14 protein-coding genes are annotated in these 16,764 nt (G+C 30.1%); 8 read left to right on the top strand and 6 right to left on the bottom strand.

The window, feature by feature from the left end; genetic code table 11:
- Position 1: 1 nt before the first annotated feature.
- The 6 genes from leuD to galE all read left to right on the top strand — a co-directional run bounded on the left by leuD (position 2) and on the right by galE (position 5,770).
- Positions 2-595, top strand: a complete 594-nt coding sequence (gene leuD, locus R3342_RS07470) for a 3-isopropylmalate dehydratase small subunit (protein ID WP_318939401.1) — start codon at positions 2-4, stop codon at positions 593-595.
- Positions 592-1,707, top strand: a complete 1,116-nt coding sequence (gene leuB / locus R3342_RS07475; protein ID WP_318939402.1) for a 3-isopropylmalate dehydrogenase — start codon at positions 592-594, stop codon at positions 1,705-1,707. Before leuD ends, leuB begins: the two co-directional genes overlap by 4 nt.
- A 171-nt stretch (positions 1,708-1,878) precedes the next feature.
- Positions 1,879-2,673, top strand: coding sequence for a serine O-acetyltransferase EpsC (gene epsC, locus R3342_RS07480; RefSeq protein WP_318939403.1), 795 nt, complete (start codon positions 1,879-1,881; stop codon positions 2,671-2,673).
- A complete protein-coding gene (cysM, locus tag R3342_RS07485; protein ID WP_318939404.1) occupies positions 2,670-3,557 on the top strand; it encodes a cysteine synthase CysM in 888 nt (295 codons plus the stop codon). The genes epsC and cysM overlap by 4 nt, the downstream gene beginning before the upstream one ends.
- Before the next feature lie 76 nt (positions 3,558-3,633).
- Entirely contained in the window at positions 3,634-4,770 is a 1,137-nt protein-coding gene (locus tag R3342_RS07490) for a DegT/DnrJ/EryC1/StrS family aminotransferase (protein WP_318939405.1), read from the top strand.
- The gene (gene galE, locus R3342_RS07495; RefSeq protein ID WP_318939406.1) at positions 4,763-5,770 is read left to right on the top strand and encodes a UDP-glucose 4-epimerase GalE; all 1,008 of its coding nucleotides are present in this window, start codon (positions 4,763-4,765) and stop codon (positions 5,768-5,770) included. Before R3342_RS07490 ends, galE begins: the two co-directional genes overlap by 8 nt.
- Positions 5,771-5,774: 4 nt before the next feature.
- On the opposite strand, the gene fabD is transcribed toward galE, so the two are convergent.
- The gene (gene fabD, locus R3342_RS07500; RefSeq protein WP_318939407.1) at positions 5,775-6,650 is read right to left on the bottom strand and encodes an ACP S-malonyltransferase; all 876 of its coding nucleotides are present in this window, start codon (positions 6,648-6,650) and stop codon (positions 5,775-5,777) included.
- A 72-nt stretch (positions 6,651-6,722) separates the two neighbouring features.
- Entirely contained in the window at positions 6,723-7,517 is a 795-nt protein-coding gene (locus R3342_RS07505; protein ID WP_318939408.1) for a DUF2797 domain-containing protein, read from the bottom strand.
- Between the two features lie 46 nt (positions 7,518-7,563).
- Between R3342_RS07505 and R3342_RS07510 the strand changes: the two genes are divergently transcribed.
- Positions 7,564-9,084: a GH3 auxin-responsive promoter family protein gene (locus R3342_RS07510; protein ID WP_318939409.1), complete on the top strand. Its 1,521-nt coding sequence runs from the start codon at positions 7,564-7,566 to the stop codon at positions 9,082-9,084.
- A gap of 1 nt (position 9,085) precedes the next feature.
- On the opposite strand, the gene R3342_RS07515 is transcribed toward R3342_RS07510, so the two are convergent.
- The 4 genes from R3342_RS07515 to aroA form a co-directional block, all read right to left on the bottom strand.
- On the bottom strand, positions 9,086-10,063 hold the full coding sequence (locus R3342_RS07515; protein ID WP_318939410.1) for a polyprenyl synthetase family protein: 978 nt from the start codon (positions 10,061-10,063) through the stop codon (positions 9,086-9,088).
- Between the two features lie 36 nt (positions 10,064-10,099).
- Positions 10,100-11,137 carry a 23S rRNA (adenine(2503)-C(2))-methyltransferase RlmN gene (gene rlmN, locus R3342_RS07520; RefSeq protein WP_318939411.1) on the bottom strand — a complete coding sequence of 346 codons (1,038 nt, stop codon included), beginning with the start codon at positions 11,135-11,137 and terminating at the stop codon, positions 10,100-10,102.
- Between the two features lie 70 nt (positions 11,138-11,207).
- Complete coding sequence (gene queA, locus R3342_RS07525; protein WP_318939412.1) at positions 11,208-12,257, bottom strand: tRNA preQ1(34) S-adenosylmethionine ribosyltransferase-isomerase QueA; 1,050 nt, start codon at positions 12,255-12,257, stop codon at positions 11,208-11,210.
- Positions 12,258-12,346: 89 nt separating this feature from the next.
- Positions 12,347-13,558, bottom strand: a complete 1,212-nt coding sequence (gene aroA / locus R3342_RS07530; RefSeq protein WP_318939413.1) for a 3-phosphoshikimate 1-carboxyvinyltransferase — start codon at positions 13,556-13,558, stop codon at positions 12,347-12,349.
- 85 nt (positions 13,559-13,643) lie between these two features.
- Between aroA and R3342_RS07535 the strand changes: the two genes are divergently transcribed.
- The gene (locus tag R3342_RS07535; protein ID WP_318939414.1) at positions 13,644-16,751 is read left to right on the top strand and encodes a VPS10 domain-containing protein; all 3,108 of its coding nucleotides are present in this window, start codon (positions 13,644-13,646) and stop codon (positions 16,749-16,751) included.
- Positions 16,752-16,764 lie beyond the last annotated feature (13 nt).

Raw genomic sequence — 16,764 nt, forward strand, 5'->3', positions numbered from 1 at the left:
CATGGAAAAATTTACAAAACTTATATCAACAGCAATACCTTTACCTATTGAAAATATTGACACCGATCAAATTATTCCTGCACGTTTTTTAAAAGCTACTTCTAAAAAAGGTTTCGGTGAAAATTTATTTAGAGACTGGAGATTTGATCAAAATAATGTACCGAAAGAAAATTTTATTTTAAACAACAGTAATTATAGCGGTAAAATATTAATTGCAGGCACTAATTTTGGTTGCGGTTCTAGTCGTGAACATGCAGCTTGGGCTATTGCAGATTATGGTTTTAAAGTAGTGATTTCTAGTTTTTTTGCAGATATCTTTAAAGGAAATGCGCTTAATAATGGTATACTTCCAATTCAAATTTCAGAAAATTTTTTACAAATTTTACTAAAAGCAACGCTAAGTAATCCAAATTCACTAATTTTAATTAATCTAAAGGAACAAACTGTTTTGTTAAAAAAAACAGGTCAATTTGAAAATTTTGAGATAAATTCCTATAAAAAACATTGTTTATTAAATGGTTTTGATGATATCGATTATTTAGTAAGCATAAAAAACAAGATTGAAGAATTTGAAAAAACCCGATTAGTGCCATGAAATTAAATATAGCCGTACTTCCTGGAGATGGTATTGGGCCTGAAGTTACCCAACAAGCCATAAAAATTTTAGATACAATTGCTGAAAAATATAATCACACATTCAAGTATCTTAAAGCTGATGTTGGAGCAATAGCAATAGACAAAACAGGAAATCCTCTTCCTGAAGAAACCATTGATATTTGTTTAAATGCCGATGCAATTTTGTTTGGAGCTATTGGCGATCCTAAATACGATGAAGATCCAAATGCAAAAATTCGTCCTGAACAAGGATTATTAGCGCTTAGAAAAAAGCTTGGTTTATTTGCAAACATCCGTCCTTTAACTACTTTTAATGGATTAATACATCAATCTAATTTAAAAGAAGAAGTTATAAAAGGAACTGATTTTGTAATTTATAGAGAACTAACTGGAGGTATTTATTTTGGCGACAAAAAATTAAGTGATGACGGTAAAATGGCTACTGATGTTTGCTCATATTCAATTGATGAAATTGATAGAATTGCTCATTTAGCATTTAAAGCAGCCCAAAAAAGAAGAAAAAAACTAACTTTAGTAGATAAAGCAAATGTTTTAGAATCTTCAAGATTATGGAGAAAAAGAGTTACTGAGTTATCTAAAAACTACAGCAATGTAAAATTAGAATATTTATTTGTGGATAATGCAGCTATGCAACTCATTTTAAATCCTTCACAATTTGATGTTATTTTAACTGAAAATATGTTTGGCGATATTTTATCAGATGAAGCTAGTGTTATTGCTGGATCTATAGGGTTGTTGGCTTCTGCTTCTGTTGGAGATAAAACAGCTTTATTTGAACCAATTCATGGTTCTTATCCTCAAGCAAAAGGTAAAAACATCGCTAATCCAGTTGCTGCAATTTTATCCGCTGCTATGCTTTTAGAACACTTTAATTTAAACGATGAAGCTGAAGATATAAAAGCAGCTGTTGACAAATCCATAGAACTTAATATTTCTACACCCGATTTAAATCTAGAAAATCATTTTTCAACAGCAAATGTTGGAAGTTTTATTAGAGATTTTATTTTAGATGAAGACAATACTTTTTATAATAAAAATAATATTGATTTAGGACAATCTACTATTATCTAACTGAATTAATCTATTTGTTATTATCACCTATACTATAAAAATAGTGTAGGTGATTTTTTGTAATTTTACCTCATAAAAAATATCCAAATTTTGAAGATGCTTTAAACTTCTTACAATCTATAAATTAAAGCTACGGTAATTTTTATAAAATATAACCGACAATTATAAAACATGGAAACAAAAAAATATATTATTGATAAAATAATCAATAATAAAATAAGACCTCATTTAAATTTTTCTTTAAAAAATAAAACTGAAAAATTTACTACTAATTTATTTTATACTTTATTTGATGCTAAGGCTTGTGTTGAAAACAATATTACCCAATTAGAAAACGATTTTAACGAAATTTATGAAATCGCAAACTTTACAAAATCCAATTCAAAGGAAAATATTTGGAATCGTTTCTTGCTAAAACTACCATCTATTTTAAAAAACTTAAATGTAGATGCACAAGAAATATATGCCCATGATCCTGCTGCAAACAGCGTTGAAGAAGTTTATTTAGCTTATCCCGGTTTTTTTGCAATTGCTATTTATCGGTTTAGCCATGAATTATACTTGCTAAATGTACCTATTATCCCTAGATTAATGAGTGAATATGCACACTCAAAAACTGGTACTGATATTCATCCTGGCGCAACTATTGGAAATTCTTTTTTTATAGACCATGCTACTGGAATTGTTATTGGAGAAACTTGTTCTATAAAAGATCATGTAAAAATTTATCAAGGAGTAACTTTAGGCGCACTCCAAGTTTCTAAAGAAATGAAAAATCAAAAAAGACATCCAACGGTTGAAAATCATGTTACCATTTATGCAAATGCTACTATTTTAGGAGGGGAAACTATTATTGGAGAAAACAGCACCATTGGAGGTAACGTTTTTATAACTTCTTCTATACCTAAAAATTCTATGGTTTATCACACGCCTGAAATAAAATTAAAATCAAAAATTGATTCATGAAAAGCGCTACATTATTTAATTTCATAGGGAAAACTCCTTTAATTGAAACTTCTACTATTCTAAATAATAAAAAAGTAAAATTATTATTAAAATTGGAAGGAAATAATCCTGCTGGAAGCGTAAAAGATAGAGCAGCTTTTAATATGATTTACAGTGCTTTACAACGAAACGAAATTAAAAAAGGTGATTACCTAATTGAAGCAACTAGTGGAAATACTGGAATTGCACTAGCTATGATTGCACAACAATTTGGTATGCAAATGGAGTTGGTAATGCCAAAAAATTCTACAAAAGAACGAGTTCAAACTATGAAAGCTTACGGTGCAAAAGTAACCCTGACTTCTGCTGAAAAAGGTATTGAAGGCTCAAGAGATTACGCAGAAAAACAAGCAAAAGAAAAAGGGTATTTTATGCTTAATCAATTTGCAAATGAGGATAATTGGAAAGCTCACTATAAAACCACTGGACCTGAAATTTGGGAAAATACAAATGGAGAAATTACTCATTTTGTTTCTGCAATGGGAACTACCGGAACTATTATGGGAACATCTACCTATTTAAAAGAAAAAAACGCAAATATTCAAATTATTGGAGCGCAACCCACCGATAATTCCAGAATTCCGGGGATTAGAAAATGGTCTAAAGAATTCCTTCCGAAAATTTTTAACCCTAAAAAAGTAGATTTAATAATTGAAGTTAGCGAACAAGAAGCTCGTTTAACTACTAAAAAACTAGCAAAATTAGAAGGAGTTTTCTCTGGCATGAGTGGTGGTGGCGCTGTTTCATCCGCAATTAAATTAGCTAAAAATCTAAACAAAGGCGTAATTGTTGTCATTATTCCTGATAGAGGCGATAGGTACCTTTCTTCTGACCTATTTGATTAACTATTTGTTTTTAATTAATTGTACAACAATTGCTTTTATCGTACTTTTGTTTATTAAAAATTAGTTATATAAAATCATGAGAAAAATTCAAATGGTAGACCTAAAAGGTCAATACAATCATATTCAAAATGAGATAGATACTAAAATATTAGAAGTAATTAAATCTACCGCATATATTAATGGACCTGAGGTTCAAAATTTTCAAAAAGAATTAGAAGAATACTTACAAGTAAAACACGTAATTCCTTGTGCTAATGGTACAGACGCATTGCAAATTGCAATGATGGGACTTGGGCTAAAACCTGGTGACGAAGTAATTACTGCCGATTTTACTTTTGCAGCTACAGTAGAAGTTATAGGACTTTTACATTTAACTCCTGTTTTAGTTGATGTAGATAAAGATTCATTTAATATGAATATTGAAGCTTTAAAAAAAGCTATTACTCCAAAAACAAAAGCAATTGTTCCTGTTCATTTATTTGGGCAATGTGCCAACATGGAAGCTATTTTAGAAATAGCTAAACAACATAATTTATTTGTAATTGAAGATACAGCTCAAGCTATTGGAGCTGAATATACTTTTAATGACGGAACTGTTAAAAAAGCAGGAACTATTGGAACTGTTGGAACAACCTCATTTTTCCCTTCAAAAAATTTAGGATGTTATGGTGATGGTGGCGCTATTTTTACAAATGATGATGATTTAGCTCACATTATTAGAGGAATGGTAAACCACGGAATGTACAAACGTTATTACCATGATGTAGTTGGTGTAAATTCTAGATTAGACAGTTTACAAGCAGCAATATTAAGAATTAAACTTCCTCATTTAAATGATTATTGTGAATCTAGAAGAAAAGCTGCAGCATATTATTCCGAAGGTTTTTCCAAAAACGATAATATTGTAACACCTATTACAAGTAGTTTTACAACACATGTTTTTCATCAATATACCTTACAAGTTAAAAATGTAGACAGAAACGCATTGAACCAACATTTAATGGATGCTGGAATACCAAATGCAATTTATTATCCTGTTCCTTTACACTTACAAAAAGCTTATGCTGATGAACGTTATAATGAAGCGGATTTTAAAAACACAAATGAACTAGTAAATACGGTTATATCTTTGCCAATGCATACAGAATTAGACCATGAACAACAAGATTTTATTATTAAAACTGTTTTAAATTTCATCGAAAAGAATGCATAAAATATTAGTAACTGGTGGATTAGGTTTTATTGGCTCCCATACTGTTGTTGAATTACAAAATGAAGGATTTGAAGTAGTTATTATTGATGATCTATCTAATTCTACCTTAGATGTTCTTGATAAAATTACAGCTATAACCAACGTAAAGCCATCTTTTTTTAAAATAGATTTAAAAGATAAAACAGCCGTTACTAATTTTTTTAATGAAAATACTATAGATGGAGTTATTCATTTTGCAGCTTCAAAAGCAGTAGGTGAAAGTGTTGAAAAACCATTAAGATATTACGAAAACAATATTGGTTCTTTAATTTATTTATTGCAACAAATGAACGCTAAAAACGTGAATAACTTCATTTTTAGTTCCTCATGTACAGTTTATGGGCAAGCTGATGAATTGCCTATTACAGAAAATGCGCCTATAAAACCTGCGGAATCTCCTTACGGAAACACCAAACAAATTGGAGAAGAAATTATAAAAGATACCACCAAAATTTCTGAACTAAAAGCTATAGCATTACGTTACTTTAATCCTATTGGAGCGCACGAGAGTGCTAAAATTGGGGAATTACCAATTGGAGTTCCTCAAAATTTAATTCCTTTTGTAACACAAACAGCTGCTGGATTAAGAAATGAATTATCTGTTTTTGGTAGTGATTACCCAACTCCAGACGGTACAGCAATTAGAGATTATATTCATGTAGTTGATTTAGCAAAAGCACATATTATTGCTATGCAAAGATTATTAAAAAACAATCAAAAGAAATCTTTTGAAGTATTTAATATTGGTACTGGAAAAGGAAATTCTGTTTTAGAAGTTATTCAATCTTTTGAAAAAGTTACTGGTCAAAAATTAAATTACAAATTTACAGACAGAAGAGAAGGTGATATAACTGCTGCATACGCAGATACTACCATTGCTAATAATGAATTAGGATGGAAAGCAAAATTAACGTTAGAAGATGCCTTACTATCTGCCTGGAAATGGCAAAAAACTTTATAATTTGTTATACTCCGCTTGCAGCAACGTTTCTATCAATTTTTCGCATTAAACCTTGTAAAACTTTACCAGGACCAACTTCAATAAATTCAGTTCCTCCATCAGCTATCATTTGTTGAATAGTTTGAGTCCAACGTACAGGTGCTGTTAATTGAGCTATTAAATTCTCTTTAATTTCAACAGGATTTGTAACTGCTTTTGCTACTACATTTTGATAAATAGGACAAATTGGATTATTAAATGTTGTGTTTTCAATTGCAGAAGCTAATTCTTCCCTTGCTGGCTCCATTAATGGAGAATGAAAAGCACCTCCTACAGGTAACTTTAATGCTCGTCTTGCGCCTTTTTGAATTAATAATTCACAAGCTTTATCTATAGCGTTTATTTCTCCAGAAATAACTAATTGTCCAGGACAATTATAATTTGCAGCAACTACAACTCCTTCAACACTTTTACAAACTTCTTCTACAACAATATCGTCTAATCCTAAAACTGCCGCCATTGTAGATTCTTGAACTTCACAAGCTTTTTGCATTGCCATAGCCCTTTTTGATACTAAACTAAGTCCATCTTCATAAGATAAAACTCCATTTGCTACTAAAGCCGAAAATTCACCAAGCGAATGGCCTGCAACCATTTCTGGTTTAAAATCAGACCCTAATGTTTTTGCTAAAATTACAGAATGTAAAAATATTGCAGGTTGGGTTACTTTAGTTTGTTTTAATTCTTCCGCAGTACCTTCAAACATGATGTCCGTAATTGTAAATCCTAAAATTTTATTAGCTTGCTCAAAAAGTTGTTGTGCTAGTGGAGAATTTTCGAATAAATCTAATCCCATTCCTGAAAATTGAGCTCCTTGACCTGGAAATATATATGCTTTCATGTAATTTATTTAATCTTAATTTAAACGCAAAAATAGAAATAATTTATGACAGTAAATCTGATGAAAATAAAATTAATTAACGGTTAATATAATTTTATACCCTTCATTATTTCTAACATTAAACACTGTACCATCCTCAAAAATTAAATATTGTCCTTTAATTCCTTTCAATTTTCCTTTGTAAATGCCTTTTTTTTCAATATTTAAAGATTTTATTTTAGTAGGATATTGTAAAACTGGATAATCAATTTCTGTAATATGACCATTATCTAAAAAATACGGCTTAACTTCCTCAGGAATATAATTTTTTAACTTTTCTCTTTCTGCAAATAAATCTGCATCTACTATTTCGTTTTTTAACATTTTTTGCCAGATAGTTTTATCTGCAACATGATTTTTTAGTGCTACTTCTGTTATTCCTGCTAAATATCTATTTGGAACCTCTACAATTTCAATTGCTTTTGAAGCACCTTGATCAATCCATCTTGTTGGCACTTGTGTTTTTCTGGTTACTCCAACTTTTACATTGCTAGATAGTGCTAAATACACAATATGAGGTTGCAACTGCACTTCTTTCTCGTAAGCTAAATCTCTATCTTCAATATTTAAATGTGCGGTGCTTAACTCTGGATTCATAATCCAATCTCCAACTTGTGCGCTTTTATAAAAACAATCGTAACAAAATCCTTGTCTAAATATTTTTTTTTCTTCTCCGCAGCACAAACATTGATATCCTTCAAAATTAATTTCAACTTCACGATCTAATAATTGATTTATATTTAGAACGTGATTTTCAGTGATTTCATAATATTGAACTTTTTCTGATAATTCAGTTATCATTTTTTTTAAGACCAATGGATATTGCATAAAAGTTTTTATTAAATTTAACGTGATAAAGATACTTAATAAAAAAATGGCATACCCAATTGTTAATTCGATAATTTCTTGGTTTTTAAAAAAGCGCAAACATCAAATGGAATTATTTTTAAAATATCCTAATGATGTTCAAAAGGAGTTATTATATAATTTAATCGAATTTGCTCAAGATACAGAAATTGGAAAAAAATACGATTTTGCATCTATAAAGTTTTATAAAGATTTTGCTAAAAAAGTTCCAATTCAACAATATGAATCTATTGAACCACTTATTGAACGATCAAGAAAAGGAGAACAAAATATTTTTTGGCCAACACAAATACGATGGTTTGCAAAATCTAGCGGAACCACCAACTCAAAAAGTAAGTTTATTCCTGTAAGTTCTGAAGCGCTTGAAGATTGCCATTTTAATGCCGGTAAAGATATGCTTTGCTTGTATTTTAATAATAACGAAGATGCACAGTTATTTACGGGTAAAGGATTGCGATTAGGAGGGAGTAGCGCTGTTTATCAAGATAACAACTCTTATTTTGGTGATTTATCTGCAATAATTATTGAAAATTTGCCTTTTTGGGCAGATTATAGTAGCGCTCCAAAACAAGAGACTGCTTTAATGAGTGAATGGGAAAGTAAAATTAAAGCAATTATTGATGAAACTATTAATGAAGATATTACAAGTTTAGTTGGTGTGCCTTCATGGATGTTAATGCTGTTAAATAAAGTACTAGAAAAAACAGGAAAAAATAACATTTTAGAAGTTTGGCCAAATTTAGAAGTATATTTTCATGGAGGTGTAAATTTTAATCCATATCGAGAACAATTTAAACAACTTATTCCTAAAAAGGATTTCAAGTATTACGAAATTTATAATGCATCAGAAGGATTTTTTGCCATACAAGATGTTAATAATTCTTTAGATTTATTACTAATGTTAGATTACGGAATTTTCTATGAATTCATCCCAATGGATAAATTTGATGGTGAAAATTCAATTGCAATTCCGCTTTCAAAAGTGGAATTACACAAAAATTATGCAATGGTAATTACCACAAATGGTGGTTTATGGCGTTATTTAATTGGAGATACTGTTGAATTTACTTCCTTAAGTCCATACAGAATTAGAGTTACTGGTAGAACTAAACATTTTATTAATGTTTTTGGTGAAGAATTAATGGTTGAAAATGTAGAAAAAGCGATGCAACATGCTTGTTTATTAACAGGTGCTTTAGTTTTAGATTATACGGTTGCTCCTATTTTTATGAACATAGATTCTAAAGGAGGTCATGAATGGATGATTGAGTTTAAAAAACAGCCTGAAAACATAGAATATTTTACGGAATTATTAGATAACGCATTAAAATCTGTAAATTCTGATTACGAAGCAAAACGATATCATAATCTAACTTTAGCAATGCCAAAAATAAATGTGGCAAAACCTGGATTATTCTATAGCTGGTTAAAAAAACGCGGAAAATTAGGTGGACAACATAAAGTTCCTAGATTATCAAATACTCGAGATTTTATAGAAGAACTTTTAGAAATGTCTTATGTAAACTAATCTATTTTTTACGTTCAATAACGTAATTTACCATAGTTATTAAAGAGTCTTTATATGGTGAATCTGGATAAAAATTAAGTATTTCTAAAGCATTATGCTGATATTCTTTCATTTTTGAAGTAGTATATTCAATTCCTCCTTTTTCTTTCACAAATGCAATAACTTCTTTTACTCTTTTTTTATTCTTATTATGATTTTTAACTGAATTGATTAACCATTTTTGCTCTTTTGGTTCGCAATTATTTAAGGCATAGATTAATGGAAGTGTCATTTTTTGTTCCTTAATATCAATTCCGGTAGGTTTACCTATTTTATCATTAGTATAATCAAATAAATCATCTTTAATTTGAAAAGCAATACCTATTTGTTCTCCAAACTTTCGCATATTTTCAACCTCTTCGGTTGGACTTCCAACAGATGCGGCACCTATTCCACAACAAGCTGCAATTAAAGTAGCTGTTTTTTGACGAATAATTTCAAAATAAACTTCTTCAGTTATATCTAATTTTCTGGCTTTTTCAATTTGCAATAATTCTCCTTCGCTCATTTCTCTAACGGCTACGGATATTAATTTTAAAATATCAAAATCATCATTATCTATAGAAAGTAATAACCCTTTTGACAATAGAAAATCCCCAACTAATACCGCAATCTTATTTTTCCACAATGCATTTATGGAAAAAAATCCTCTCCGTCTATTGCTATCATCAACCACATCATCGTGTACTAATGTAGCTGTATGAATTAATTCAATAATAGAAGCTCCTCTGTAAGTTCGTTCATTAAATTTACCATTTGAAACCATTTTTGCTATTAAAAACACAAACATTGGTCGCATTTGTTTTCCTTTTCTCCTAACTATATAATGTGCAATTCTGTTAAGTAATGGAACCTTAGTAGCCATAGCCTCTCTGAATTTACTTTCAAAGAGTTCCATTTCAGTTAAAATGGGTTGTTTTATTTGTTCGATTGGCTTCATTAGGTTTCCAAAAATACTAAAAAAAAGATACTTCTATTAACTTTTATTTGCTAATTGGCCACAAGCTGCATCAATATCTTTTCCTCTGCTTCTTCTTACATTAACAATTATATCATTCATTTCTAAATTACTAATATAATTATTAATAGCTTCGGGTTTAGCTTGTTGAAATTCTCCGTCATCAATTGGGTTGTATTCTATTAAATTCACTTTACAAGGAACGTATTTACAGAATTTAACCAAAGCATTAATAGATTCTTTGTTATCGTTTATTCCATCCCAAACAACGTATTCATAAGTAATTCTTCTATTTGTTTTTGCGTACCAGTATTCTAAAGCTTCTTTTAAATCTTTTAAAGGGAATGTTGTATTAAAAGGCATTATTTTAGAACGAATTTCATCAATTGCAGAATGCAATGAAACAGCTAAATTAAATTTAACTTCGTCATCGGCTAATTTTCTAATCATTTTTGGAACTCCAGAAGTGGAAACTGTAATTCTAGTTGGCGACATCCCTAATCCTTCTGGTGAAGTAATTTTTTCAATAGCTTTTAGCACATTGTTGTAGTTCATTAATGGTTCTCCCATTCCCATAAATACAATGTTGGATAATTTATGATGATAATACAATAAACTTTCTTTGTTAATTGCAGCAACTTGATCGTAAATTTCATCTGGATTTAAATTTCGCATTTTTTTTAAGCGAGCTGTAGCACAAAATTTACAGTCTAATGAGCAACCAACTTGGCTAGAAACACAAGCTGTAGTTCTAGATTCAGTTGGAATTAAAACCGATTCTACAATTAATCCATCATGTAATTTAATAGCATTTTTTACCGTACCATCATTGCTTCGTTGCATTTTATCAACCTCTATATGATTGATAACAAAATTATCGTGCAGCATTTTACGAGTTTCTTTAGAAAGGTTTGTCATTCCTTCAAAAGAGTGTGCGCTTTTAATCCATAGCCATTCATAAACTTGATTTCCTCTAAAAGCCTTATCTCCTTGCTCCACAAAAAAATTGCGAAGTTGTTCTTTAGTTAAAGCACGAATATCTTTCTTTTTAGTCATTTTAAAATCTAGTTTATAAAATTATTCCCGCCAAAGCGGGAATATATTTTTTCTAAAGTATTTAAATTTATTATATAATTAGCATAGCATCACCATAAGAATAAAACTTATATTTTTCTTTGATAGCTTCTTTGTATGCTTTCATTAAAAAATCATAACCTGCAAAAGCTGCCGTCATCATCATTAATGTTGATTTTGGTGTATGGAAATTTGTAATCATACAATTTGCAATGCTAAAATCGTAAGGTGAAAATATAAATTTATTAGTCCAGCCATCAAAAGCATTTAAATGTTGATCAGAAGATACAGCACTTTCTAAAGATCTCATAACAGTTGTACCAACTGCACAAATTCTTTTTTTAGAATCTATAGCTTCATTTACAATTTTTGCAGTTTCAGGTGTTATTAATGATTTTTCGGAATCCATTTTATGTTTAGATAAATCTTCAACCTCTACTCCACTAAAAGTTCCTAAACCAACATGAAGTGTAATTTCAGCAAAATCGATTCCTTTAATTTCTAAACGTTTCATTAAATGTTTTGAAAAGTGTAAACCTGCAGTTGGAGCAGCAACAGCTCCTTCGTGTTTTGCATAAATAGTTTGATATCGTTCTTCATCCGATGGTTCAACTTCTCTTTTAATATATTTTGGTAACGGAGTTTCTCCTAATTCTTGTAATTTTTTTCTAAATTCTTCGTAAGATCCATCATATAAAAAACGTAAAGTTCTTCCTCTAGATGTAGTATTATCAATAACTTCTGCTACTAAACTTTCATCATCTCCAAAAAATAATTTATTACCTATTCTAATTTTACGAGCAGGATCTACCAAAACGTCCCATAATCTACTTTCTGCATTTAATTCTCTTAATAGAAATACTTCAATTCTAGCACCTGTTTTTTCTTTTTCGCCATACATACGAGCAGGAAAAACTTTAGTGTTGTTTAATACCATTAAATCGCCTTCATCAAAATAATCAATTAAATCTTTAAATAATTTATGTTCAATAGTTTGTTCTTTTCTGTTTAAAACCATTAAACGTGCTTCATCTCTATGCTCTGCTGGGTACTCTGCCAATAACTCCATTGGCAAATCAAATTTATAATGTGATAACTTCATGTATTTTTTTTAAAGAATGAGCGCAAATATACAACTTCAACATAGGGGTTGTCAAGTGTTTAAGCATTTAAAATTTATTTTAGTAAAAATTATTGAGTTATTTTTTCAAAATCATTCCAAAAATTAGGGTATGATTTTGAAACAACTTCTGGATCTTCAATTTGTATTGGACCCTTTAATGCCAAAGGTGCAAATGCCATTGCCATCCTATGATCATGATATGTTGCTATGGAAATATTTTTATTAATTACAGCTGAAGAAAACACTTGAATTGAATTATCCGTAATATTTACCTTTCCCCCTAATTTTTCAATTTCAGTTTTAAGAGCTACCAGCCTATCCGTTTCTTTAATTTTAAGCGTGTGTAAACCTGTAAGTTTACATGAAATTCCCAAACCAAAGCAAGTAACCGCAACAGTTTGAGCTAAATCTGGAGTATTAATTAAATCTAACTCTAAATTTTTAGGAATAAGAGTATTTGCATTCTTTAAAATAATAGTATTCTCCTTAAATATTGTTTGCACACCTAATTTTTTATAAATATTAAATAAATCTGCATCTCCTTGCAAACTATTTTTTCTATAAGAAGCTAGTTGTATTTCAGAATTTGGACTTAAAGCTACTAAACTGTAAAAGTATGAAGCCGAGCTCCAATCGGATTCTACTACAATAGTTTTATTTTTTATAGCATATTGAGGTAAAATTGTAATTATATTATCTTTCCAATCAAATTCAATTCCTATATTACTTAACAAACTGAGTGTCATTTTAATATATGGAACTGAAGTTACTTCGCCTTTAAATTTTAATTTAATTCCGTTAGGTAATTTTGGAGCAATTAATAGTAAGGCTGAAATATATTGACTACTAACATCTCCTTGAATTTCAACAAAATCCTTAACTAACTTTTTTCCTGAAATTTTTAAAGGAGGATATCCTTCTTTTTCCAGATATTGAATTTCTGCTCCTAAAAATCTTAAAGCATCTACTAAAATTTTAATTGGTCTGTTTTTCATCCTATCAGAACCTGTTAAAATTACTTCTCTATTTTCTTGAGTTGCAAAATAAGCCGTTAAAAACCGCATAGCTGTGCCTGCGTGACTAATATTTATTTCATTTTCAGATGAAACTAATGCTTTTTGTAAAACTAATGAATCGTCGGATACTGATGGATTTTCAATTTTTAAATTATCATACAATTGTTGTAAAATTAATAGTCTATTAGTCTCACTCTTAGATCCAGTAATTTGAATTTTTTTATTTTCTATTTTATTAACCTTATTAATTTTCAACAACTCCATTCTATGTTTTATTTATAACATTGATTAAAATATTTTTTAATAGATTTACTACTCGTTTGTTTTTCAATCAACTTAACCTAATATTATGAAAAAATATCTCTTCCTTTTTAGCTTCCTTTTTTTTATTTCAGCAAACAAAGTTAATGCTCAAAAAATAGTATCCAAATTAAACGAGAAATATTATAGTGCAATTCAATGGCGAAACATTGGACCTTTTAGAGGTGGTAGAAGTGCTGCTGTAACTGGGGTTCCTAATAAAGCAAATTTATATTATTTTGGAGCTACTGGCGGAGGAGTTTGGAAAACTACAGATGCAGGGAATTCTTGGAGTAATATTTCTGATGGCTATTTTGGCGGATCTATTGGAGCAATTGCAGTTAGTGAATCTGACAATAATGTAATTTATGTGGGCACTGGTGAAGTAACTGTTAGAGGAAATGTATCTTCAGGTAATGGTATGTGGAAATCTGTTGATGCAGGAAAAACTTGGAAACATATTGGGTTAGAAAATTCCCGTCACATTCCTCGAGTTCGAATTAATCCTAAAAATTCAGATATTGTGTACGCAGCTGTGTTAGGAGATTTATATAAATCGAATGAAGAAAGAGGCGTTTTTAAATCTATTGACGGTGGGAAAACTTGGAAAAAAGTTTTATACACAAATCCCGATGCTGGAGCAGTTGATTTAATTATTGACCCTAATAATCCTCGTATTTTATATGCTTCTACTTGGAATGTTAGAAGAACTCCTTATAGTTTTTCAAGTGGAGGAAAAGGATCCGCTATTTGGAAAAGCTCCGATGAAGGAGAAACATGGACTAACATATCAACGAATAAAGGGTTACCAAAAGGAATCTGGGGAATTAGTGGAATTGCTGTTTCACCATTAAATTCTGATATAGTTTGGGCTTTAATTGAAAACAAAGATGGTGGTATTTATAAATCTTTAGATGCAGGAAAAACCTGGAAACTAATTAATAGTGAACGAAAATTACGTCAACGTGCTTGGTATTACACGCGGATTTATGCCGATACCAAAGATGAAAACACCCTTTATGTTTTAAATGTTCAGTATCATCAATCAAAAGATGGAGGAAAAACATTCAAATCTTTTAATGCTCCACATGGAGATCATCACGATTTATGGATTGCTCCTGAAGATAGCCAACGAATGATTATTGGTGATGATGGAGGCGCTCAAATTAGTTTTGATGCAGGTGAAAACTGGAGCACTTATATGAACCAACCAACTGCTCAATTTTATAGAGTTGTAACAGATAATTATTTCCCTTATAGAATTTACGGAGCCCAACAAGATAATTCAACGGTACGAATTGCTCATAGAACTGACGGAGGAACCATTAATGAAAGGGATTGGGAAAGTACAGCTGGCGGAGAAAGTGCTCATATTGCTGTAGATCCATTAAATAATGATATAGTTTATGGTGGAAGTTATGGAGGTTTATTAACCCGAATAAATCACAAAACTGGAGAGCATAGAGTTATAAATGTTTGGCCTGATGACCCAATGGGACACGGAGCTAAAGACATGAAATATCGCTTTCAGTGGAATTATCCAATTTTCTTTTCTCCTCATAATAAAAAGAAATTATACACCACTTCAAATCATGTTCATGTAACTTATAATGAAGGTCAATCTTTTGAAGTTATAAGTCCAGATTTAACAAGAAATGATCCGAAAACTCTAGAACCTTCAGGTGGTCCAATAACAAAAGATAATACTGGTGTTGAATATTATGGAACTATTTTTGCCGCAGTTGAATCTCCTTATGAAAAAGACTTGATTTGGACAGGATCAGATGATGGTTTGGTTTATATTACAACTAACGGAGGAAAAAACTGGACAAATGTTACGCCTAAAAAAATGCCTGAATGGATGATGATTAATTGTATTGAAGTTGATCCGTTTACAAATGGTGGAGCTTATATTGTTGGTACTAGATATAAACTTGGAGATAATACTCCTTATATATACAAAACTGAAAATTATGGCAAAAGCTGGAAATTATTAACTAAAGGTATTAATCCTGATTTTTTTACAAGAGTACTTCGTGCCGATCCAAAAAGAAAAGGTTTATTATATGCAGGAACCGAAAACGGCATGTATATTAGTTTTGATGATGGAAATAATTGGAAACCGTTTCAGCTAAATTTACCAATTGTTCCTATTACTGATTTAACTATAAAAAACAACAATTTAATTGCTGCCACACAAGGTCGTGCTTTTTGGATAATTGATGATTTAACACCCCTTCATCAATTAAATAATAAATTAACTTCTAAAGATGATTTCCTTTACAAACCAATGGATAGTTACCGAATGGGAGGAAGTAAACGAAAATCAAAAACTGCTGGACAAAATCATCCTGGAGGAGTTATCATAAATTACTATATTAACGATATTAATGAAAAAGACACTTTGAGTTTATCTTTCTTTGAAAAATCAGGAAAGCTTATTAAAACGTTTTCAACTATACCTAATAAGAAAGAAAAAGAAGAAAAATTAAAAGCAAAAAAAGGTGACAATATTTTTAATTGGAATATGCAATATCCTGATGCTGAAAAAGTAAAAGGAATGATTTTATGGTGGGCATCTTTAAGTGGACCTAAAGCGCTTCCTGGTGAGTACAAAGTATCATTAAGTAAAAACCATAAAATGGTATCTGAGCAAACTTTTACCTTACTAAAAGACCCTAGAAGCTCTGCTTCAGAAGAAGATTTACAAGCTCAGTTTAAATTTATTATTGAAATTCAAAAAAAGCTGACAGAAATTCATAAAACTTTGAAGAAAATTACCAAAGCTAAAAAGCAAATAAAGCAGTTAAAATCTTCTATTACGGATACAAAAAAGAACAAAGACATTATTGATTTAGCAGATAAAATTGTAAAAGAATTGACTACTTATGAAAATATTTTATACCAGACAAAAAGTAAAAGCAATCAGGATCCGTTGAATTTTCCAATTCGATTAAATAATAAGTTAGCGCATTTAAATTCACTAAGTTCCATAGGTGATTTTAAACCTACTGACCAATCTATTGCCTTTAAAAATGAAATTACCAAACTTATTGATTCTGAGTTAGCTAAAATTTATAAAATATTTAAAGAAGATATTCCTTTGCTTAATAAAAAAGTAAAAGAAAGTGATATAAATTTGATTAACTTAAATTAATTTTTCTTCTGCT

Origin of the sequence: Lutibacter sp., from assembly GCF_033723435.1 — a bacterium.
In the GTDB taxonomy this organism is placed as follows: Bacteria; Bacteroidota; Bacteroidia; order Flavobacteriales; family Flavobacteriaceae; genus Lutibacter.

Coding starts and splice junctions, on each gene's coding strand:
- leuD (WP_318939401.1), top strand. CDS start 2: ATGGAAAAATTTACAAAACTTATATCAACAGCAATACCTTTACCTATT.
- leuB (WP_318939402.1), top strand. CDS start 592: ATGAAATTAAATATAGCCGTACTTCCTGGAGATGGTATTGGGCCTGAA.
- epsC (WP_318939403.1), top strand. CDS start 1,879: ATGGAAACAAAAAAATATATTATTGATAAAATAATCAATAATAAAATA.
- cysM (WP_318939404.1), top strand. CDS start 2,670: ATGAAAAGCGCTACATTATTTAATTTCATAGGGAAAACTCCTTTAATT.
- R3342_RS07490 (WP_318939405.1), top strand. CDS start 3,634: ATGAGAAAAATTCAAATGGTAGACCTAAAAGGTCAATACAATCATATT.
- galE (WP_318939406.1), top strand. CDS start 4,763: ATGCATAAAATATTAGTAACTGGTGGATTAGGTTTTATTGGCTCCCAT.
- fabD (WP_318939407.1), bottom strand. CDS start 6,650: ATGAAAGCATATATATTTCCAGGTCAAGGAGCTCAATTTTCAGGAATG.
- R3342_RS07505 (WP_318939408.1), bottom strand. CDS start 7,517: ATGCAATATCCATTGGTCTTAAAAAAAATGATAACTGAATTATCAGAA.
- R3342_RS07510 (WP_318939409.1), top strand. CDS start 7,564: ATGGCATACCCAATTGTTAATTCGATAATTTCTTGGTTTTTAAAAAAG.
- R3342_RS07515 (WP_318939410.1), bottom strand. CDS start 10,063: ATGAAGCCAATCGAACAAATAAAACAACCCATTTTAACTGAAATGGAA.
- rlmN (WP_318939411.1), bottom strand. CDS start 11,137: ATGACTAAAAAGAAAGATATTCGTGCTTTAACTAAAGAACAACTTCGC.
- queA (WP_318939412.1), bottom strand. CDS start 12,257: ATGAAGTTATCACATTATAAATTTGATTTGCCAATGGAGTTATTGGCA.
- aroA (WP_318939413.1), bottom strand. CDS start 13,558: ATGGAGTTGTTGAAAATTAATAAGGTTAATAAAATAGAAAATAAAAAA.
- R3342_RS07535 (WP_318939414.1), top strand. CDS start 13,644: ATGAAAAAATATCTCTTCCTTTTTAGCTTCCTTTTTTTTATTTCAGCA.